At 35.9% G+C, this 21747-nt stretch carries 21 protein-coding genes, 1 tRNA gene and 1 pseudogene; 16 read left to right on the top strand and 7 right to left on the bottom strand.

The features are described 5' to 3' along the window. From J2Y40_RS21085 to J2Y40_RS21065, 6 genes and pseudogenes are all read left to right on the top strand, one after another. Positions 1-2079 (top strand): RHS repeat-associated core domain-containing protein (locus tag J2Y40_RS21085; RefSeq protein WP_310001187.1); only part of this gene is annotated, 2079 nt, incomplete at its 5' end. Positions 2080-2083: 4 nt separating this feature from the next. Next, the gene (locus tag J2Y40_RS21080; RefSeq protein ID WP_153395299.1) at positions 2084-2434 is read left to right on the top strand and encodes a hypothetical protein; all 351 of its coding nucleotides are present in this window, start codon (positions 2084-2086) and stop codon (positions 2432-2434) included. 365 nt (positions 2435-2799) lie between these two features. Next, positions 2800-3813, top strand: a complete 1014-nt coding sequence (locus J2Y40_RS21075) for an RHS repeat-associated core domain-containing protein (RefSeq protein WP_310001185.1) — start codon at positions 2800-2802, stop codon at positions 3811-3813. Between the two features lie 408 nt (positions 3814-4221). After that, positions 4222-4572, top strand: a pseudogene (locus tag J2Y40_RS24030) (RHS repeat-associated core domain-containing protein); the annotation flags it as partial. 282 nt (positions 4573-4854) lie between these two features. Further along, entirely contained in the window at positions 4855-5238 is a 384-nt protein-coding gene (locus J2Y40_RS24025; protein WP_409017731.1) for a DUF4105 domain-containing protein, read from the top strand. Positions 5239-5274: 36 nt separating this feature from the next. Then, complete coding sequence (locus J2Y40_RS21065) at positions 5275-5592, top strand: hypothetical protein (RefSeq protein ID WP_310001179.1); 318 nt, start codon at positions 5275-5277, stop codon at positions 5590-5592. A 196-nt stretch (positions 5593-5788) separates the two neighbouring features. On the opposite strand, the gene J2Y40_RS21060 is transcribed toward J2Y40_RS21065, so the two are convergent. Beyond that, entirely contained in the window at positions 5789-6430 is a 642-nt protein-coding gene (locus J2Y40_RS21060) for an IS3 family transposase (RefSeq protein WP_310001177.1), read from the bottom strand. A 174-nt stretch (positions 6431-6604) separates the two neighbouring features. Beyond that, complete coding sequence (locus tag J2Y40_RS21055; protein WP_153391660.1) at positions 6605-6871, bottom strand: transposase; 267 nt, start codon at positions 6869-6871, stop codon at positions 6605-6607. A gap of 89 nt (positions 6872-6960) precedes the next feature. Here J2Y40_RS21055 and J2Y40_RS21050 point away from each other — a divergent pair, with 89 nt between their 5' ends. Then, entirely contained in the window at positions 6961-7737 is a 777-nt protein-coding gene (locus J2Y40_RS21050; RefSeq protein ID WP_310001175.1) for an RHS repeat-associated core domain-containing protein, read from the top strand. Between the two features lie 246 nt (positions 7738-7983). Further along, the gene (locus J2Y40_RS21045; protein ID WP_310001173.1) at positions 7984-8310 is read left to right on the top strand and encodes a hypothetical protein; all 327 of its coding nucleotides are present in this window, start codon (positions 7984-7986) and stop codon (positions 8308-8310) included. A gap of 111 nt (positions 8311-8421) precedes the next feature. On the opposite strand, the gene J2Y40_RS21040 is transcribed toward J2Y40_RS21045, so the two are convergent. Further along, a protein-coding gene (locus J2Y40_RS21040) for an IS3 family transposase (protein ID WP_310001170.1) occupies positions 8422-9674 on the bottom strand; the annotation gives its coding sequence in 2 pieces (ribosomal slippage) (positions 8422-9347 and positions 9347-9674; 1254 coding nt in all). A gap of 214 nt (positions 9675-9888) precedes the next feature. Here J2Y40_RS21040 and J2Y40_RS21035 point away from each other — a divergent pair. Further along, on the top strand, positions 9889-10248 hold the full coding sequence (locus tag J2Y40_RS21035) for a hypothetical protein (RefSeq protein WP_310001167.1): 360 nt from the start codon (positions 9889-9891) through the stop codon (positions 10246-10248). 146 nt (positions 10249-10394) lie between these two features. Here J2Y40_RS21035 and J2Y40_RS21030 read toward each other — a convergent pair. Next, a tRNA-Gln gene (locus J2Y40_RS21030) sits at positions 10395-10465 on the bottom strand. Positions 10466-10720: 255 nt separating this feature from the next. Here J2Y40_RS21030 and der point away from each other — a divergent pair. Together der and upp are read left to right on the top strand one after the other, a co-directional pair. After that, positions 10721-12031, top strand: coding sequence for a ribosome biogenesis GTPase Der (der, locus tag J2Y40_RS21025; RefSeq protein ID WP_153395268.1), 1311 nt, complete (start codon positions 10721-10723; stop codon positions 12029-12031). An 82-nt stretch (positions 12032-12113) separates the two neighbouring features. Further along, positions 12114-12764 (top strand): uracil phosphoribosyltransferase, encoded by a 651-nt coding sequence (upp, locus tag J2Y40_RS21020; protein WP_153395266.1) that lies wholly within the window; start codon positions 12114-12116, stop codon positions 12762-12764. A gap of 5 nt (positions 12765-12769) precedes the next feature. Here upp and J2Y40_RS21015 read toward each other — a convergent pair whose 3' ends face one another. The 3 genes from J2Y40_RS21015 to J2Y40_RS21005 all read right to left on the bottom strand — a co-directional run bounded on the left by J2Y40_RS21015 (position 12770) and on the right by J2Y40_RS21005 (position 15801). Further along, positions 12770-13459, bottom strand: a complete 690-nt coding sequence (locus J2Y40_RS21015) for an alpha/beta hydrolase (RefSeq protein ID WP_310001164.1) — start codon at positions 13457-13459, stop codon at positions 12770-12772. Positions 13460-13591: 132 nt separating this feature from the next. Further along, positions 13592-14245, bottom strand: coding sequence for a ComF family protein (locus tag J2Y40_RS21010; protein WP_310001162.1), 654 nt, complete (start codon positions 14243-14245; stop codon positions 13592-13594). A 77-nt stretch (positions 14246-14322) separates the two neighbouring features. Beyond that, the gene (locus J2Y40_RS21005) at positions 14323-15801 is read right to left on the bottom strand and encodes a helix-turn-helix domain-containing protein (RefSeq protein ID WP_153395260.1); all 1479 of its coding nucleotides are present in this window, start codon (positions 15799-15801) and stop codon (positions 14323-14325) included. A gap of 124 nt (positions 15802-15925) precedes the next feature. Between J2Y40_RS21005 and aceB the strand changes: the two genes are divergently transcribed. The 5 genes from aceB (at position 15926) to J2Y40_RS20980 (ending at position 21636) form a co-directional block, all read left to right on the top strand. Beyond that, positions 15926-17503 carry a malate synthase A gene (gene aceB / locus J2Y40_RS21000; RefSeq protein ID WP_310001160.1) on the top strand — a complete coding sequence of 526 codons (1578 nt, stop codon included), beginning with the start codon at positions 15926-15928 and terminating at the stop codon, positions 17501-17503. Positions 17504-17566: 63 nt separating this feature from the next. Continuing rightward, positions 17567-18847: an isocitrate lyase gene (gene aceA, locus J2Y40_RS20995; protein ID WP_153395256.1), complete on the top strand. Its 1281-nt coding sequence runs from the start codon at positions 17567-17569 to the stop codon at positions 18845-18847. A 189-nt stretch (positions 18848-19036) separates the two neighbouring features. Continuing rightward, positions 19037-19606, top strand: coding sequence for an OmpH family outer membrane protein (locus J2Y40_RS20990; RefSeq protein ID WP_153395254.1), 570 nt, complete (start codon positions 19037-19039; stop codon positions 19604-19606). 117 nt (positions 19607-19723) lie between these two features. Continuing rightward, on the top strand, positions 19724-20110 hold the full coding sequence (locus tag J2Y40_RS20985; protein ID WP_153395252.1) for a thioesterase family protein: 387 nt from the start codon (positions 19724-19726) through the stop codon (positions 20108-20110). A gap of 263 nt (positions 20111-20373) precedes the next feature. Further along, the gene (locus tag J2Y40_RS20980) at positions 20374-21636 is read left to right on the top strand and encodes an erythromycin esterase family protein (protein WP_310001156.1); all 1263 of its coding nucleotides are present in this window, start codon (positions 20374-20376) and stop codon (positions 21634-21636) included. Positions 21637-21747: the final 111 nt, after the last annotated feature.

The raw sequence follows: 21747 nt of genomic DNA, 5'->3' as shown, positions 1-21747 counted from the left end.
ACACGGCACAAAAGGCTAAGCACCGATACCGAAAGAGTAATTACAGAAAATTTCACGTATGACCACCAGAACAGGTTACTCGTTCATAAGCATCAGGTGGACAGTAATCCTGAAGAGATTCTGGCCCAGAACAGCTACAATGAGCTGTCTCAATTGGAAACCAAGAAGGTGGGAGGAACCAATGCAGGATCACCATTGCAGACGATTAATTATCTGTATAATATCAGAGGCTGGATGACCCAGATCAACGATCCTGGTAACTTAGGTAATGACCTGTTTGGTTATAAGATTAACTACAATCAGGTAGAAGGAGAAGAAACACCAAACAATGATTACAGCAGTTTAAAAGTAAAGCCTAAATTCAACGGAAATATCGCAGAAGTATCCTGGAAAACGTTAACCGAAGAAAACGAACCATTGAAAAGATATGGCTATGTTTATGACGGATTAAACCGTCTTTCCGCAGGTTTTTACCAGAAGCAGGGTAATGAAACGGCCAAAGAATATTTTGAAATCCCGGAATATGATCTGAACGGAAATATCACTAGACTGAAAAGATCAGCTGCCCTCCAGACAGGAAGTACAGCTGCTGTTGTGATTGATGATTTAAGATATGATTATACAGGCAATAAGCTGACTAAGGTGACCGATGCTCAGCAGAATTCATCAGGCTATCCATACCTTGCCAGTCCCGGAACAATTGGGTATGACAATGATAATGGCGCCGGAAATGGGAATATGACCAGTCATCCGGATAAAGGCATTTCTTCAATTCAGTATAATTATTTAAATTTACCAAAACAGATTACCCAAAACTCAAATCTCACCCAATATACCTATAGGGCAGATGGAGTAAAAGTGAAGAAGCTCTTTAAAAATCTGGAAACCCATTATCTGGATGGCTTTCAGTACAAATCTACGTTTGGTATAGAATCATGGAATGGAGAAGGGACTTACCATCCTAGCCCCAATGAAGTTCCGGTCTTAAAACTCAGAATCATCCCTACCTCTGAGGGATATTACGATGATCTTTTGGGACAATATGTCTATCATTATATTGACCATCTTGGAAATGTAAGATTGAGCTATGCAGATAAAAGCGGTGATGGAATTATCCAGCCAAGAAGGTTTAATGCATCCAATTGTACAGGTTGGTGGTGTATAGAGGACTGGAGGCCAGGGGAAATTGTGGAAGTGAACAATTATTATCCATTTGGGTTATTGCATGATTATACAGCAACAACACAGAATGCTTATCAGTACAAGTACAACGGCAAGGAGCTTCAAGAGACGGGAATGTATGACTATGGAGCGAGGATGTATATGCCGGATTTGGGAAGATGGGGTGTGGTGGATAATAAAGCTGAAAAATATCTTTCAATGTCATCTTATATCTATGCAGGAAATAATCCAATTGCGTTTATGGATCCTGACGGAAATGAATTAATTCTTTCATTTGCTACTGATACGGCACGGAAATCCTATGAGGATTTAGTGAGTGCCTCACTAGGAGGTAAATATTCAGCAATTTATACAAAAATAGAAGGTACAGATACATATAAGGTAACTCTTAATATGATTAATAAAGATACTTCCCTAACAAAAGAACAACAAGCTTTCTATGAAAGCTATAATGAAGTGGTTGGAGCAAAAGAAGTTGTTAGTCAATCAATAGTAGAAAATGACAAAATGACAGAAGTTGGAAGTTGGCAAACAGGAAAAATAGATATAGTTGATGTCTTAGAATTTGATAAAGCAGGTAAAGGTGGTACTAGTAGTGCTGGTGCTTTAACACACGAACATACTGAACAATTGGAAAAAGCTAAAATGGGTATTTCACAAGGAAAGCTTGGGAAAGTCGAAAGAAATGACAGTGGTAATATTGTAAAATTACCAGATTTTGATAAAGCACATGCAAAAGCTTTTAAAAAAGAAGGAAAAGTAAATGGGAATGAAAGAGTAGAAACAGATGGACCAATGAGCATTAATGTATATCAAGAAAAAGATAAAACTAAAACAAATCAAGCTATTTGGCCAACAGATGAAGGAGGATTAAGAATTAAAAAGACAAAGTTATAGTAATATGAAGAATATATTTTTTATTTTAACATTTTTGTTATTATATAATTGTACTAGTTCTATAAAAAGAAATAATAATATCTCTATTAATGGAGAATGTACGGAAAATTTAGATTTTAAACAGGAATATTTTAAAAAAATCGAAATTGTTAAGGATTATATCAAATTCCATAAAGGAGAATCAAAAAATACTTATGAAGCTTTGAAGTTTATAGGAAAATATTCTAGGGTTTCATTTGAAGATATGGCAAACTATGCAAGAACTTACCCTTTAGGAACTTATGAAAAAGATTATCCTGGTTGGTTAGATTGGTATGATAAAAATAAATGTAATAATATACAGTTTAAGAAATAAAAAATTAACTTAAAGTATAAAAAAATCTCATGCTGCCCCCTGCTGGTGCGAGCGTCTCGCTCGTGTTGGTAGATAAAAAAACCTTGCAAAAAGCGAGTTTTTTTTGTGTTAAAATGCAGCTACGCAGCTGTAGGTATAAATGGGCAAAATGGGTATCTTACAAGATATACTAAGGTTGAAGGAAAAAAGAAAATATTGATTAAAGAAGTAATCAATAAATATAAGTAGGGCATACATTTGTTTGCGAAATTTCCTGACTTTGCGCCAATAAACATAAAAACCACTGCATCTGTAGTGGTTTTTATATAAAGATTTATGAAAACCGCTATATTTACCAGTATAGAGACCACCTTGGTAATGCAAGGGTGAGCTATGCCAAAAACAGCGAAGGCGTTCTTGAAATAACGGATGTGAACAATTATTATCCTTTTGGTCTCAACCATATTGAAGGACAAATAGCTAAAGGGACGTTGGGAAGTTATTTTAACTATAAGTACAATGGCAAGGAGCTTCAAGAGACGGGGATGTATGATTATGGGGCGAGGATGTATATGCCGGATTTGGGAAGATGGGGTGTGGTGGATCCGCTAGCGGAGAAATATCGTAGATGGTCACCATATAATTATGCAGTGAATAACCCAATTAGATTTACTGATCCTGATGGAAGAGCTGTAAAAGAAACGTCAATTGGAACTACTTATACTGGTTCGGACGCACAATCTGCCTTTAGATTATTACAAAACTCTATGGCGTCCAGCCGTCCTAAAGACGATATAACAGTAGGGAAAAATGGTAGAGTTGTAAATTACGTTAGAAAAGAAGGAAACAATAGATTTTTTGAGGAAAATGGGAAGGAGTTATTTTTTAATGACCCAAAAAATGTAGATAAACCTACTCAAAAGAAAAAATATAATATAGGAGATCAGGTTTATTATTGGATTAGCAGGAAGGATTATATAGGTGCTTTAAACAATGTTGGAAATAATTACAACATTGTACGCCTATTAACACAAGCAAGAGTAGGAAATACTCTTCTAGCTCCAAGTGCTCTAATTGCGGCTTATAGCTTGATCGGTTATGAGTCTAGTCGTGGAGAAGCGGATTTTTCGGCACATTATTTATCAAGAAAATTGGATATTGGTAATAATGTTAATCAAAATGATTCTTTTTACCATATTAGATTTGAAGGTACCAATACTATTTATAGTTTAATGGATGCTGGAAATTTTATGTGGGGAGGATGGTCTAAATTTATTGGCTTAAGTTCGGCTGAAGTAAAGGGAGGGTCTAACCTTAATGAATTTTATAATTTTGGGGATGCAGCAGCAGATCAAAGAGCCATATTTGATGGAAGAAGTTTTTTAGAAACAGGAAACTAATATATTATGAAAAAGAAGTATTCATTATCTCCAAAGCTTGTGTTATTACTGTTTGTACTATTTATAATCAGTATAATTTTATTGAATGTTTTTAAGCAAGATATTCAAAGGAAAAATTTATCATTAATAAATTTTTTTTATGTGCTTCCTTTAGTAGGTTTTTTCATATTTATATGTATAAAAAACCTTAGAGTTGTAAGCTCTAAAAATGAAAAGGTATTGACAATGATTCCATTAACCATAATTTTCATATTTATTTTCATATTTATTATTCGAATAATATATGTAACAATAACAATGGATTTACAGCATGATTAATGGTCACCCAGCTGGCGCAAGCGTCACGCTTGTGCCATGATGGAATAATAAAACCACTGCATCTGTAGTGGTTTTTATGTGCAGGTTTAGGAAAACCGCTATATTTACCAGTACAGAGACCACCTGGGCAATGCAAGGGTGAGCTATACCAGAAACAGCGCAGGCGTTCTTGAAATAACGGATGTAAACAACTATTATCCTTTTGGTTTGAACCATATTGACGGTCAGATTTCCAAAGGAAAATTAGGAGGCTATCTTAGTTATAAGTACAACGGAAAAGAGTTGCAAGAAACAGGGATGTATGATTACGGCGCGAGAATGTATATGCCGGATTTGGGAAGATGGGGTGTGGTAGATCCGCTTGCGGAGAAAAACAGAAGGTTTACACCTTATAACTATGCTATAAATAATCCTATTAGATTTATTGACCCGGATGGAAGAGAACCTATTAATGATTATATATTTAAGAATGGAAAATTACTTGGAGTGAATTTAAACAATAATGAGGATAGGTATTTTAATGTTGTTACTAAAGATTCTTATTCTCATACAACCACAATAGATGGTGAAACAGAATATTTACAAGAAGATAAAAATCCTAATTATTCAGTTGTATCAGTTTATACTGAAATAGAGGGAGCTGTTGGACATGCAGGGTTAGGGTATGATGGTAAAGTATTTAGTTTTTATCCTACTGATGAAAACGGTACTCGCGGTTATGAAATGAATGAATGGTGGGGAACGCCTTTAGTATTAAATACTAAATCTACTACTGAATTTAGTGATAAATATTCTAACTCTAATGTGTTTTTCTTTAAAACGACTAATGAACAAAAAGAAAACTTAGTAGAAGCAGTGAATAATAGAGCGAGTGAACTTAAAAAGAAGCCTGAAAATTATAGTATTCAATCAAATAACTGTACGACGAATGTTTGTTCTTTATTACAAAAAAGTGGGATAAGTTCTGTAGATGTTATTAGGCCTGGAAGATTAGATACAAAAATGAAGGAGTCTAATGCTATAGGTAGTTTTATTAGACAGAGACCATTAATAAATATCAATCGCTCTGCACCTTTAGGCAGGAAAATTTATGGAGAAGGTGAATAAAATTTAAATGTTTTTATAATCATAATTTTTAAGTAAATGAAAATAGCTAAAATACTTTCTTACATCTCTTTTTTGTTTATACTTTTCTTCATTATAGACCTGCTTGTATTTAGAGTTAATACTATGCCTAAGCTAACTGAAATTAATCATGAAGATTTTATAAAAGAAGCTAATAATATAAAGGATTTGGATTTTGCTAAAGCCGAATTAAAGAAATGGATTAATATGGATTATAATATGGTAGAAAAACAAAATAACTTATATATTAAATATTTATATATCATTGTTATTTTACTATTAATAGAATTTATTAAATTAATTTCCATTAGAAGAATAAGTCAAAAAAAATCTTGATTTTACCCACTCTCCCAGCTGGCGCAAGCGTCACGCTTGTGCCATGATGGGTTTTCCCCTTGCTCTCCGAAGTTTCAAACTTCGGAGTAAGATAAATAAGTATCCAAAGTTGTAAATTATACTGACTTTGCGCCAATAAACACAAAAACCACTGCATCTGTAGTGGTTTTGTAAGCTCCCCAATTTTGTTTCCATTCTAAATGATAGATTCTTCTTTCATTTTTTGTTTATATTTTTTAGGACTTATGTTCCCTAATGCTTCGTGGGGCCTATTATAGTTATATTCTATCCACCATTGATTTGCTTTTTCTTCTGCGTCTTGTAAACTTTTAAAGACATACATATTGAGAAGTTCATTTCTGCAGCTTTTGTTCAGTCTTTCAATAAGGCTATTTTGTGTTGGTTTTCCAGGCTGTATATAATGAATTTCTATTTTATTTTCCTGAGCCCATAGCTGAAGATTTTTAGATATAAATTCAGGTCCATTATCAACTCTTATGCGTTTAGGCTTGCGTCCTTGTTGTTTTAAACTATTTAAAACCCTTACTACTCTTGCAGAGCAAATACTTGTATCAATTTCCATGGACAGTAATTCCCGGTTATAATCATCAGCAATATTTAATATTCTGAATCTTCTCCCATCATACAAACTATCGCTCATAAAATCCATACTCCAGCATTCATCAGGTTCTAAAGGAATATTAATACTTTCTTTGACTCTGGTGGGAAGCCTTTTTCTTACCCTTCTGCGAATACTCATATTTAAAGCTACATAGACTCTATGAACCCGTTTGTGATCCCAAATCCCGAAGCTTATGATAGAGCTTCCAAAAACCATAACCTGGATGATCTTGTGAAAGTTGTGTCAAAACTTCAATTAATTCATCGTCATTTTTAATGCTTGTGTAACGGTAACTTCGCCTACTGATACCTATTGTCAAACAACTTCTACGCTCACTTAAATGGTATTTCTTACAAATAAAGTTGACAATTTCACGCTGTACAGAAGGCTTTACCGCTTTTTTGACAAAACATCTTTTAAAGCTTCAATCTCTAAACATCGTTCGGCATAAAGTTTCTTAAGCTTAGAATTTTCGGACTCCAGATCTCGCATCTTTTGAATATCCGAACTTTCCATACCTGAATATTTACTCTTCCAACGATAGAAAGTACCTTGCGTAATGCCATGATTACGGCATATCTCTATTACACTTTTACCAAGTTCCTGTTCTTTCAAAATTCCAAAAACCTGACTCTCTGAATACTTACTCTTTTTCATATTTAAATTTAAAGTTTTTTAAGCCAAAAACTCTATCTTTAAATGGACACATTTTTAGGGAAGTTTACAATCATCTTGGCAATGCAAGGGTGAGCTATGCCAAAAACAGCGAAGGCGTTCTTGAAATAACCGATGTGAACAATTATTATCCTTTTGGTCTCAACCATATTGAAGGACAAATAGCTAAAGGGACGTTGGGAAGTTATTTTAACTACAAGTACAACGGCAAAGAACTTCAGGAGACGGGAATGTATGACTACGGCGCAAGATTCTATATGCCGGATATTGGAAGATGGGGTGTTGTTGATCCACTAGCGGAGAAAATGCCGAGCTGGTCGCCTTATAATTATACGTTCAATAATCCAGTAAAATATACTGATCCTGATGGTAGAGAACCATTTAATGAGTATGATAAGAATGGTAAGATGATTAGTAATTTAGGTGGAAATAAAATAGATTTTTACCATCAAAAAAATGGAGACACTAAAGTAGTTAGTCGACAAACTGGAGCTTCAAATATTATTAAAGGCGGAGAATCTATTATTAGTGGTTATACTCATAGAGGAAAAGATGTAGGATGGGGAACTATAACAGGTGAATATTTTGGAGGAAGTGGACCTACTCGTAGTTTGTTTAGTGATTTTAATGATTCTAATGATGGACCTTTTGCTTCTTTGGATAAAGCGTCATCTCCTTATTCTTCTTTAGCAAGACAAGATGCGTTAAATTCAAAAAACTCGAAAGGGGTTGTAAAAATGGATTATCTTCAAGCTAACCCCATAACAGCAAATTTTGATATGTATGAACAAATGTGGGGAAGATCAAATGTATCTTGGTACAAATTAGGAGATGAAACCCTTTTTTAATGACCGATTCTAAGTCACAAGAGTCCTTGTTTTATAGATTACCTGTAAATAACTTTGAAAGAACTGAAGGGAAGGTAAATAGTTTTGGAAATACATATCAGACCTATATATGGACTGAAAGCAGTTCTGAAGTTCAAAAAAAAGCAATTAACCCAACCTTAAAGAACGTTTTTAAGCAAGCTATAACACCTCCATCTATATTAACAAGACCTTGATTTTAAATCGAACATTTTAAATTTAATAAATATGAAAAAAAGTATAAGTTTAATTTTATTACCTTTTTTATTTTCGTGCCAAAATATTAGTAATGAAGATATGTATGGAAAATATTCACCCATATCATACAAGAATACATATGACACTCTAACAATTAACAAGGATGGGGTTTATAACAGGGTAATTTACAATATAAAAGGAAAGAAATTGTTGGATTACAATTCTAAATACAAATTAGATGGTTCTTCAATAAAGTTTTCTGATTTTTATTTGAATTTAGATAAAGATTTAATTGCTTTTCCCGAAGATGTTAATGATATCGATATGACTTACACAACTTTTTTTGAAAAAAAATAAAAACATTGTACTTTGTTTTGGATATCACGAAGGGGAAAATTGTTATCAAAAGATTCTAGAATAAATTGACTAGTCCTGAAAAAGGTTGACTAGTTTAATAAATCAAATATACTAAATCAGAGTAGGAATTTTCCTATTCTGATTTAGGTTTTTATAGGTTTTTAATTTTACATTATTTTTCATGTGCACTTGGCTTGGAATATTATAATTCAGGGAAAAATGAGGTCTTAAATTATTATAATAGTAAATGGATTGATCAAGCTGTTGTGAGAGATTTTTAAAATCTTCAAAGGTATTAATCAATCCAAATTCATATTTCAGAATACCGTTCACTCTTTCCGCTACAGCATTTTCATAAGGATCTGAGTTCTCTGTCATACTTATAAGAATATCACTTTTCTTTAGTATTTCAGTATATTCTTTACTACAATACTGCAGGCCTCTGTCTGAATGATGAATTAAAGAGTGTTTGTACATTCGGTTCTTAATGGCTTGCTTTAATGCTTTCACTGTGGAACTAGTCTGTAAATTATCACTCAATTCATATCCCACAATTTTTTTTGAATAAGCATCGGTAATCAAATGAAGATAATAATTCTTCTCTTTAGTTTTCAGATAGGTAATATCTGCCACCCAGACTTTCTCTAAACATTTCAGTTCTTTTTCTTTGATAATATTGGGATATTTCTTCATCCAATGTCTGGAATTCGTTGTTTTAAAGTAACTATGCCTTCTGGGAATTAAAAGATAATTTGATCTCAAAAGTTTAAATAGCCGATCTCTCCCTATATGCAGGTTCTCTTTTGCAAAATCATTTTTAAGCAAGAAATAAAGCTTTCGAGTTCCTATTTTAGGCATCTTTTTACGAATTGATAATACCAGCTCTATAATTCTGGTATCATTATTATTTAAATCGGATTGTTTTTTCCTTTTATAATAAGCTTGTTTACTATATCCAAACAATCGGCAAATAGCTTCCAGTGAAAAAGTTGTATCTGCCCTTATTTCCTGGATTGATTGGAACCAGACTTTTTTACAATTTCAATCTTAAGCTCACGTTCAGCAATTTCTATAAACTTCCTGAATACCTTGAGCTCTTCTTCCTTTTTGGCTAATGCTGCTTCAAGCTCCTTAATCTTTTGTTTCTGCGGATCTTTCATAGGTCTACCTTTGCTTAATTGTTTTTCATAAGTAAAGTTACCATATTTTATTAACCATCTGGAAATGCATGAATTACCCCGAATGTTGTATCGGGTTTGTAATTGGGATTTAGTGTATAATCCCCGTTCATATTCTGAGACAACCTGTCTTTTGAATGCTTCACTGTATTCTTGTACAGGAAAGGATATTTTTTGTAAGTTCATAAGGATGACTGTTTTTATCGTTTTTTAGTCAACCTTTTTCAGGACGAGACATATTTGCCCCCAACGAGAGTTCAAAGTTCAAATATTAAATAAAGACGAGCTAAAATTGGATCATACCATTTTAAAAAGAATTAGGGAAAAATATTAGAATTGGTTAGAAAAAATTATTTGCTGCGTAAAGTCTCCCAACTTTGAACTGGTAAAAATCCAAATAATGAAAAGACTAAGAATTCTTTATTGTTTATTATTCGCAATGTGTTCGTGTATTGCTAAAAAAGACCTATATGGTAATTATCAACATAAAGGAACGCCCAATGGATTCCATAAAGAATATATTCTTTTGATAAAAAAAGGAGGTTTTAGTATGTCTTACAAATCTCAAGATGCATCTCCAAGTTGTGTAGGTCAATGGAATGTTGTTAAGGATACCTTATTCTTACAATGTGATAAAGAAAATGTAGTATCCAATATGATATCTAATGGTTATATGAATCAAAGAGATTATAAGTTTAAGATTATTGATAATAAAAAATTGATATTACTTAAGGAAAATATTATTTTGGAGAAAAGATAACTATTCGCATTGACAAAGCTTCCCGACTTGAGTTTATAAATATAGTGTTGTGATAATTGATTTATTTGAAAAAGCCAGACGCAGCGGTATTTAAAAGATAATAAAAAAACAGCTCCTGATATCAGAAGCTGTTTAATCTTAAACTGTAGACTCACAGGGATTCGAACCCCAGATGACTGAACCAAAATCAGTAGTGTTACCGCTACACCATGAGTCTCTGTTTTTTAGTGGCGCAAAATTATAAAAAATATTCTATTAAAAAAATGTTTTTTGAAAATTCAAGTACAAAATAACGGTTTATTCGGTGTAATTAGATGATTATGAATTGAATAAATTACATAAAAAATTACTAAAAAATAATAGAGGAAAGCCGGATTTTCCACTCACTAAATAATAAAACCTTATCTTTGCAAAAAATTGGGCTCCAAAAGTTGGAGAAACCCATTAATAATTTAATTTATTAAACATTTTTATGTCGAATATTGTCGCAATCGTTGGGCGTCCCAACGTAGGAAAATCCACGCTTTTTAACCGTTTACTTGAAAGAAGGGAAGCCATCGTAGATTCTACGGCTGGCGTTACCAGAGACCGTCATTACGGGAAATCCGACTGGAACGGGGTAGATTTTACAGTTATTGATACCGGCGGTTACGATGTAGGAACGGATGATATTTTTGAAGAGGAGATTCGTAAGCAGGTACAACTGGCGGTAGATGAAGCTACTTCTATCATTTTTATGATGAACGTAGAAGAAGGACTTACCGATACTGATTATGAAATCTACCGACTTTTAAGAAGATCAAACAAACCGGTCTATATTGTAATCAACAAGGTGGATTCCGCAAAAGAAGAACTTCCTGCTACTGAATTTTACCAGTTGGGAATTGATAAATACTACACTCTTTCTTCAGCTACAGGTTCCGGAACAGGAGAACTTCTGGATGATATTGTAAGAGATTTCCCGACTACGGATTACAAAGATCCGTTTGAAGGATTACCTAAGATCACCATCGCAGGACGTCCTAACGTAGGTAAATCTACCTTAACAAATGCCCTTCTGGATGTTGAAAGAAATATTGTAACAGATATTGCAGGAACTACAAGAGACAGTATTCAGACCCTTTACAATAAATTCGGTCATGAATTTGTGCTGGTGGATACAGCGGGAATGAGAAGAAAGTCCAAAGTAAATGAAGACCTGGAATTTTATTCCGTAATGAGATCCATCCGTTCCATCGAATTTTCTGATGTTGTGATCATCATGGTAGACGCTACACAGGGATGGGAATCTCAGGATATGAATATCTTCGGACTGGCACAGAAAAACAGAAAAGGAATTGTAATCCTGGTTAATAAATGGGATCTTATCGAAGACAAGCAGACCAACACCATGCGTGATTTCGAGAAAGTGATCAAAGATAAGATAGGTCAGTTTCATGATGTTCCAATCCTGTTCGTTTCAGCATTAACGAAACAAAGAATTCTGAAAGCGGTAGAAGTGGCTATGGAAGTATACGAGGATCGTAAGAAAAAAATCAAAACTTCAAAACTAAATGAAGTAATGCTTCCTATTTTCGAACAGACTCCGCCTCCTGCCAACAAAGGAAAATACATCAAAATTAAATACTGTGTACAGCTGCCGACCCCATCACCTCAGTTTGTATTCTTCTGCAACCTGCCACAGTACGTAAAAGAGCCTTATAAGAGATTTACTGAAAATCAGCTGAGAAAAGAATTCGGATTTACCGGAGTTCCGATCGAAGTGTATTTCAGACAAAAATAAACTAGTTTAAAAATGAGATCATGATTTTCAACCGAGAAACATGATCTCATTTTTCGTTTTCAAATTTTTTCATTAAAAAGTTATGACAGTAGAACTTTCAAAACAATTCTCCTTAGTGAACTCCTGGATCAATGAACTTCGAAACGTTGATATTCAGCATGACCGGATGAGGTTCCGCAGAAATATGGAGCGTATCGGTGAAATTGCTGCATTCGAGATCAGTAAAAGTCTTGAACAGAAAGAAGTGGAAATTCAGACTCCCTTAGACACCATAAAAGTTCAGGAAATAGCAGTTCAGCCTGTAATTACTACGATTTTGAGAGCAGGAGTGCCTTTGTTTGAAGGAATTTTAAATTATCTGGACAGAGCCGACTGTGGCTTCGTAGCTGCCTACAGAAAACACGATGCCAACGATTATTTTTCTATCAAGCAGGACTATCTTACCTGTCCGAATATTGAAGGAAGACCACTCATCGTTGCAGATCCGATGCTGGCTACAGGTGCCTCTCTTATTGAAGCCATCAAAGACCTCCTGACTAACGGAACGCCTACACAGCTGCATATTGTTGCTGCAATTGCTTCCAGGCAGGGAGTAGAAACGATTGAAAAAGCTTATCCGGATGCTAAAATTTGGGTAGGTGCTATTGATGAAAACCTTACCTCCAAAGGATATATCACCCCCGGACTTGGAGATGCAGGAGATTTAAGCTACGGCGAAAAACTTCAGCGATAAAAAACTTAAGAAAGATTCCAGAAATCTTTCATCAGACCCAATAATAAATTTGGCCGTACTCTTTCCATAGGATGCTTGGTATCCGGAAGTATGGCCAATTTTGCATTAGGAATAGAACGGGAAGCATTTACACTTTCCTCTATACTCACCATCTGATCCTGATCTCCCGTCATAATCTGTACCGGAATATCAATCGAAGAAAGGCTCTTTTCATTCAGGGGAGGATTTTTACCAAGAGAAATCATCATGCCGGCAATAGAAGGAAGAAGCTGTTTCCATGCCGTACCATGCTGGCTTTCTAATTGTTCCGCATATTTCGGAATTTTTGAAAGAATAACTTCAGGGTCAAGCATTTTACTTTCCTGTAAAGCCTGTTCCTCCGTCCAGTTGAATTTTGTTCCCAAAGTCATTACAGAATTAATTTTTCCGGGATATTGCAGGGCTCCGCACAGAGCAACATAACCGCCCATACTGTGGCCTAAAATATCAACGTTTTCCAGTTGATTCTGTGCCAGATAATTCATCAGCTCTTCAGTATATTTCTCTACGGTGATGCCATTTTCAGGCAGTTCCGTTTTACCGTGTCCTGAGAATAAAAAAGTATGGATAGTAAAGTGTTTTGACATCTGCTCCAGATAAGGATTGAACAGGTCGGTGTGCCCCAAAGCACCATGCAGTAACAGTAGATTTTTCATGATCATGAGTTTGCCCGAAATTAGGAAAAAGAATCGGAAGAGAAAAAAAGGAAAATGAATCATTTTGAAAGAAATAAAAGCCTGAAAAATGGATGCTATTTACAGCCTGCAAGCTATTACCTGCCTCCTGATCTACACATCTACAGCCATTACCAGAACGCTCACTTTATTATCTCCTGCATTCAGGAACTCCCAGGCAATGGATGAAACTGTATTTCCTGTGGTGAAAACATCGTCAATCAGAAGGATGTGCTTCCCGGTAATTTCTTTCGTGAGAGAAAAAGCCGCCGCTGTTTCCAGCCGGTGTTTTTTATCCTTTAAAGCCTGTGCCTTTGAATAATAGTTTCTCTTAACCAGACTGAAATCATAAGGAATATTATAAAATTCTGACAAGGTCCTGGTATATAAATGAAGCTGGTTGTAACCTCTTTCTCTGAGCTTTTTCTGGTGAAGTGGAACAGGAACCAGAAGGTCAGGTTTTTCTCCTTTAAAATCCAGGCGTTCTATAGTCCATGAAGCAATAACTTTTCCTGCGTTTTCCCTGCCTTTATATTTCAGTTCATGAATAATCTTCCGGCTTAATCCTTCTTTTTCAAACTGCATCAGGCCATACGTATTCTCAGCAGGAAATAAAAGTCTGCATTGTTCTTTAATGCTGTTTTCTCCAAAGTAATCAGAATGAGTAAAATTAATCTGCGCAAAACACAGATCACAGACCAGAAGATCTGCTTCAATGATCCGGTTGCAGTTGATGCACCGGTTCGGGAAAAATAAATCTAGTATCATTGGTGTTTTTTAGAAACTGGAAGTTAATAATTAGTGATAACATTCGCAACCTGTTGCCTTTAAACGATTAAGCTTTCTTATTCTTCAATAGTTTTCCTGATTCTCTCAATTGCATTTTTCATGTTCCGGTTAAAATGTTCCTTTTCCAGCCGTACCGGAGGAGCCTGTCTTACTTCACAATCGGCTATGCTGCAGGATTCACAGGTGACTCCTACATTTACGGTTTTTAATGACGGCGACTTTATAAAACTGATTTTTTTAATCGTTTGAGAATTCAGTAAAATACCCAGACAGTAGCTTCGGTTGCTGCCATCCGAAAACGGGTTTTTCTGCGAAGTGGAAATCACCAGATAACTTACCCCCTGATCTTTGTAATGCGAGATCTGGGCATCTGTAAGCGTTTCATTTTCCTTTAAAAGATGTAGGTTTTTAACGGCAATCCATCTTCGGCAGTAATGTTCGTTGGTCGCATTGGCATGAGGGGCCTGCTGATGATTCAGATGAAGTTCTTTCAGGATCTGGATTTTATCCGAATCTTTTTTCTTAACCAGACAGAGGTAAAACAGGTCTTTAATCCCAAGTTCGGAAGAAAGGATATTGGTGAGCCTGTAATAAAAAGTCTCAGGAGAATCCGTAAAGTCCTGGATGAGCTTTTCAAAATTTCCGGAGGTCCATTCGTGCTGCAGGAAAAAGTCAGAAACCTTTTCAGTTACTTTCTTTTTAGAAATAAGTAAAGCACCCGCAAAATAGGAGGCGTAAAAATTGTTGAGAATTTCCTCAAAGCTTCCAAAATCCAGCCAAGAGTAAGTATTAGGACGGATTTTTAATTCCAGAACATTGAACCCGATCTCTTTGGCCAGAATAAATGTTCTTTGATCCTTTTCCAGTTTTCGATTGAGTAAAAGCAATTTTTTTTCAGGAATGAACAGAGAACGGAGGTTTCCCAGTGTCCCGAATTGTTCAAAATCTTCAGAACGGATGCTGTATCTGAATTTTTCAGTAAGGATATGCTCCAGAACAGAATCCCGAAGATCTTTGCTGATATCCAGCTCATTTTTCTGGGCAAATTCTGTTGCTTTTTCTTCAATTTCAGGAAAATAATTGTCATATAACTCCTGGAAAGATCGCAGTACGGCAAAATAAAAACGTTCCTTTCCTAAATTATAATTCTGGGAGATCTCAATCAGTGCATTAATAAAAGCGGTTACCTTTTTAGGCGCATCACTGATGATACTGATGAGGTTGTTTTTATTAATACCAAAGAGTTCCAGCGGAATTTCCTTAAAAAAATCAGACTGGAGGATTTCATTAAAAGGAGCCAGGCTTTTGTCCAGTTTGGTAGAAACCAGATCATCAAAAGTACAGTTCAGTGATTCTGAAAGCTGGATGATTTTGTCATGTTTCGGATATTTTTTTCCATTCTCGATCTCGTTGAGATAAGATTTAGATAATCCTGTTTTTACAGCAAGATCCTGAAGAGACCAGTTTTTCTTTTGTCTCAGCTGTTTCAGCTTCAGTCCGAAAACCGTTTTGATATAATCACTTTCTGAATTCATGTTCAAATATAAATAATGATTGCGGTTATTCGCATAATAAATTTTTAAAATATTTAGCGAACGTTCGCTGTTTGTGAAAATTTTTATTTATGTTTGTAATATCAAAACACAAAATCAGCATAATATGGAAACCAAAACACAATTCAAAATAAAGGCTCAGAAGCAGTTTGAAGCAGTTTTTACTCCTGATCTTACCGATTTTCTGATTGCCTTACATCAGAATTTTAATGAAAGAAGGCTGGAACTTTTAGAAGACAGAAAAAAAACACAGTCAGAATGGGATCAGGGGAAAATGCCGGAATTTTTATCTGAAACAGAAGGCATCCGAAATGCAGACTGGACCTGTGCACCTCTTCCGGAAGATCTACTGGACAGAAGAGTAGAAATCACAGGACCTGTAGACCGAAAGATGATCATCAATGCACTGAATTCAGGAGCAAAAACCTTTATGGCAGATTTTGAAGACAGCAGCTCGCCAACTTGGGAAAACTGCATTCAGGGACAGATCAATCTGGCCGATGCGGTAAGAAGAAATATTGATTTTACAGCTGAAAATGGAAAATCGTATAAGCTTAATGAGAAAACAGCCGTACTTCTCGTACGTCCGAGAGGATTACATCTTCCGGAAAAACATGTTGAAATTGGTGGAGAAGAAGCTTCAGGCTCACTGATCGATTTTGGAATGTATTTCTTCAATAATTCACAACAGCTTTTGAAAAATGGAAGCGGGCCATACTTTTACCTGCCTAAATTGGAACATTATAAAGAAGCACACTGGTGGAATGATGTATTTGTTTTTGCCCAGAATTATTTAGGAATTGCCAACGGAACCATTAAAGCGACAGTTTTAATAGAAACCATTACCGCTTCATTTCAGATTGATGAAATTCTGTACGAATTGAAAGATCACAGTTCCGGACTCAACTGTGGGCGGTGGGATTATATTTTCTCCTACATTAAAAAATTCAGAAACCTGCCCGGATTTATGGTGCCCGACAGGGATCAGGTAACCATGCTATCACCATTTATGAGTGCTTATTCCAAAAGGGTTATTGAGATCTGCCATAAAAGAAATGTTCATGCAGTAGGAGGGATGGCGGCACAGATTCCCGTAAAAGATGATGAGGAAGCCAATACAATTGCTTTCGAAAAAGTGAGAGGTGACAAAGAGCGTGAAGTAAAAAACGGTCATGACGGAACCTGGGTAGCCCATCCTGCTTTGGTGCAGGTTGCCATGGAAGTGTTTGATCAATATATGCCCGAAGCCAATCAGATTGATGAAAAATTTGAATACCATATCAAAGAAAATGATCTGCTGGAAGTTCCTCAGGGTGAAATTACCGAAAAAGGAGTCAGGAAAAATATCAATATAGGAATCCTTTACCTGGAAAGCTGGCTAATGGGAGCAGGAGCTGCCGCCATTTATAATCTGATGGAAGATGCTGCCACTGCAGAGATCTCTAGAACCCAGCTGTGGCAATGGCTGAAAAATGAAGCAGAACTAAGCGATGGTAGAATCCTTACCCGTGAAATGATTCTCCAGTGGGAAGCAGAAGAAATAGGCCATATCGAAAAATATATCGGAGAAAACCGATTTAAAAACGGGAAATTCAATCTGGCCAAAGAACTTTTCAATGAACTCGTTTTCTCTGAAAAATTTGAAGAATTTCTGACCCTGAAAGCATATCCTTTTATTGACTGAACCCCAAACAAAGTTTGAAACAATCCTCAAACTCATTCCTCTTAATCTAAAAATCCAAATATTATGAAAACAAAACAAGAACAAATCCACGCATTAGAGCAGGATTGGTTGAACAATCCGCGCTGGAACGGGGTAAAAAGAACCTATACGGCTGAAGAAGTGCTTAAACTTCGTGGCTCTTATAAAATTGATTATACCATTGCGACAGAAATGTCTGCAAAGCTTTGGGATAAATTAAATAACCAGGATTATGTAGCAGGGCTTGGTGCTCTTACAGGAAATCAGGCCGTTCAGGAAGTTGATGCAGGTCTTGAAGCTATCTATCTTTCCGGATGGCAGGTGGCAGCAGATGCCAATCTTTCCGGAGAAATGTATCCGGATCAGTCATTGTATCCAGCCAACTCAGTACCTTCTGTAGTGAAAAAGATCAATAATGCTTTATTGAGAGCAGATCAGATCCAGTCTGTCAACGGAAGCGGAGACAGGGAGTACCTTGTTCCGATTGTTGCCGATGCAGAGGCCGGGTTCGGAGGAAATCTCAATGCTTTTGAACTGATGAAACAGATGATTGAAGCCGGAGCAGCCGGAGTACACTTTGAAGACCAGCTTTCTTCTGCTAAAAAATGCGGACATCTGGGCGGAAAAGTTCTGGTTCCTACTCAGGAAGCCATAAATAAACTGGTGGCAGCCCGTCTTGCCGCAGATGTATTAGGAGTGCCAAGTGTAATTGTGGCAAGAACAGACGCAGATGCTGCAGATCTTCTGACTTCAGATATAGATGACAGAGATAAAAAATTTGTAACAGGCGAAAGAACCTCCGAAGGTTTTTATGTCGTAAGAAACGGAGTAGAGCAGGGAATAGACCGCGGTCTTTCTTATGCCCCTTACGCAGATCTTATCTGGATGGAGACTTCTAATCCGGATCTGGAACAGGCCAGAAAATTTGCAGAAGGAATTCATGCGCAGTTTCCGGGGAAAATGTTAGCTTACAACTGCTCACCATCATTCAACTGGGCCGCAAAACTGAGTGTTGAAGAAATGGGCAGTTTCCGTGAAGAGCTGGCCAAAATGGGCTACAAATTCCAGTTCATTACACTGGCTGGTTTCCATGCGCTGAACACATCTATGTTTGAGCTGGCTTTAGCCTATAAAGAAAAGGGAATGGCCGGATATTCAGAGCTTCAGGAGCGTGAGTTTGCCCTTCAGCAGAAAGGATTCAGGGCGGTAAAACACCAATCATTCGTGGGAACGGGATATTTTGATGAAATTCAGAATGTGGTGACCAACGGCTCCTCTGCAACAGTAGCCATGAAAGATTCTACAGAAACTGCACAATTTCATTAATCATTTTTCCATATTTTTCTGATGTAAGCCTTCTCGTTTTGAGAAGGTTTTTTGAGTTTTTTAATTTGATTTTCAGTGATTTATATTCGTTCCTGAATGAGAATGAAAACCAGGTAATAACTATTAAAAATATGTATTATATTTGAACGCGAAAAAAAACGGATTTTTTTGGAAAAAACTATAAAAAAAATGAAACTAATTAAAGGATTTTTTATTGCTGCAGGATTAATGCTGACTGCCAATGCTGCGAATGCTCAACAGAAAATAGGAAGTGTAGATACTAATGATGTATTTGAAAGTTTAACTGAAGTGAAAACAGCCAATACAACTATTGAGACCCTGTCTAAGACTAAGCAGGCTGAGATTGAAAAATTGATCAGCCAATACCAGACAAAACTAAAGGCAGCACAGGATAAAGAGAAAACATTAAGTGAGGCTAATAAAGAAACAGTGACTAAAGAACTGATGGCTGCGCAAACGGAACTTGAAACTTTAGGTAAAAAGATAGAGGAAACCAGAGCACAGGCTGCTAAAGATATTGCTGCTAAACAAAATGAATTGGTTAATCCAATACAGCAAAAGGTAAAGACAGCGATCTTTACTGTGGCTAAAGAAAGAAATCTGAGTTATGTTTTTGATGTTGCTGCACAAGGAGCAAACAATCTTATTTATACAGATGGAAGCGAAGATATCACATCTATCGTAAAAACTAAACTGGGAGCTTCAGCAACGACTGCTAAGCCGGCTGCAAAAAAATAATGTTTTTAAATTAATATTGAAAACGGAATCGGATGACTATCTGATTCCGTTTTTTTATTCCTTCTGTTGGTACGGATTTATTCAGATGTTTTATACATTTGAATAAATTTTTTAGAAATGAATCTAGTCTATGAAAAGCAGATAAAAGTAACAGAAGCCCATATTGATCAGAATAATCATGTTAACAATGTACAGTATGTTCATTGGGTAGAAGATGTAGCCGCAGAACATTGGGAGCTTCTGAAAGATAAGACAGAATACGCGAATGATGTCTGGATGCTGGTTGACCACCATATACAATACAAAAAACAGGTTTATTTAGGAGATGCCATCACTGTAAAAACATATCCAAAAGATCCGGAAGGGATCCGGCAGCCCAGAAAAGTTGAATTCTACTGCAATGATCAGCTGGTGGTAGATTCCCATACGCTGTGGGTGTTATTTGATAAAGAAACACAAAAGATCAGAAGACTGGAAAGCGACTGGCTTGAACAACTATCCTAATAACTGAAGGTAATTTTAAGTAATTTGATTGTACAGTGGTCTTTAATATCTATAGCTAAAAGTAACTTCCAGTTTCCTTGTTTCCTCTTCCGGTTATTAATCTTAACCTGCTTAACCCGAACTCAAGTATTGGTTAGGTTAATGATAGGTTAACGGGATTTAAAGAGAAGGGTTTCTATGATTTATTTATGTAAATTTACCCCTGATAGAAGGCCCTCACAGAATATGCAAAAGAAAAAGGCCTTCGGATTAAGATAATTGCTATGTTAAAAAAATATTTGTTACTCAACCTGATGCTGGTCTCTGCATTGGGTTTTTCACAAGACAAGAAATCAGAAATACAGATTCCGTCACAGCTAACAGACAGCAGAAGCCTGAATAAAGCAGTAAAAAATATCAGCGGGAGTCTTAAAGACTACACCATTGTCGGGTTGGGAGAAGGAATCCACGGAACAAAAGAATTTAATGAGATCAGAAGTGAAATTTCAAAAAATCTTATTGATAAAAATGATTTTAAAATCGTTGCATTTGAAAGTGCCTATGGTGATGCTGCTTTTCTGAATGATGCTCTTAACTCAGATACCGATTTGAAAGATGTATTAAAAAATTATATAACCTCCATCTGGCAGACAAAAGAAATCGAAAATCTACTGGGCTGGATAAGAGTTTACAACAAAAACCATAAAGATAAAGTCATTATTTCAGGGTTCGATACCAATTCTTTGGAAAACAGCGCCAGAATGCTCGAAAAATCTGAAGTTAAAGAAAAACAATATTCCGAAATTGCAGATGAGCTTAAAAAGAAAGCTGTATTTCAGGATGAAATGTGGGAAAAACAAAATGATCCCTCTTTCAAACTGGATATGAAGGCCGTGATTAAGAACGGAACAGAAGGGTATATGCTGGCAAAGAAAATAGACAGTATTTATGGCGGTAAAATAGGAAGAGATGCTGAACTTGCTCTTTATAACCTTCAGCTTGGCTTTGAAATTCCCTATGAAGCCGGTAAAAAGAACTATGATGTCTCCAGGGACCGGATTATGGCCGATATGATCGGTAAAATTCAATCAGTATATCATAAAAAAATGATCCTTTTTGCCCATAACGCTCATGTCGCATTGAAACCGATTCTGGTAGACGGAATGGGAGGATATATAAAAAAGAAATATGGAAAAGAATATTATGCGCTGGGCACATTTACGGCATCCGGAACTTACAGCGCAACAACAGACCCCCGTGCTGTGAAAAATAATAAATACACTTCTTATCCTCTTCCAAAATTACTGGAAGACAGTTGGGAAGAAAAACTGAGACAGAAAAACGCAGGAAATTATTTCACAGATTTTCAAAAAGATAACACAGGATTTTATGGAAAATCTTTCAAAGCAAGGTTTGTAGGATATGGTCCAATCACACCGGAAACAGAAAAGTTTACCATTACAGAGCCCTTAAAACTGAATGAATGTTTTGACGGACTTATCTTTATTAAAAATACGAATGCAGCAGAACACTTAACCGGCAGTTAATGCCAGACATTTATAATCAATCTCTTGACGGCCCGGCTTTTTAAGCCGGGTTGTTTTTTATATTTTTTGAACGTTAATTTCGGGAAATTATAGATATAGTATAGACACAAT

It is taken from the genome of Chryseobacterium sp. 2987 (assembly GCF_031456375.1).
Classification (GTDB): Bacteria; Bacteroidota; Bacteroidia; order Flavobacteriales; family Weeksellaceae; genus Chryseobacterium; species Chryseobacterium vaccae.
The sequence above is the reverse complement of the archived record's forward strand: the minus strand, read 5'-3'. Positions and strand labels throughout refer to the sequence as shown.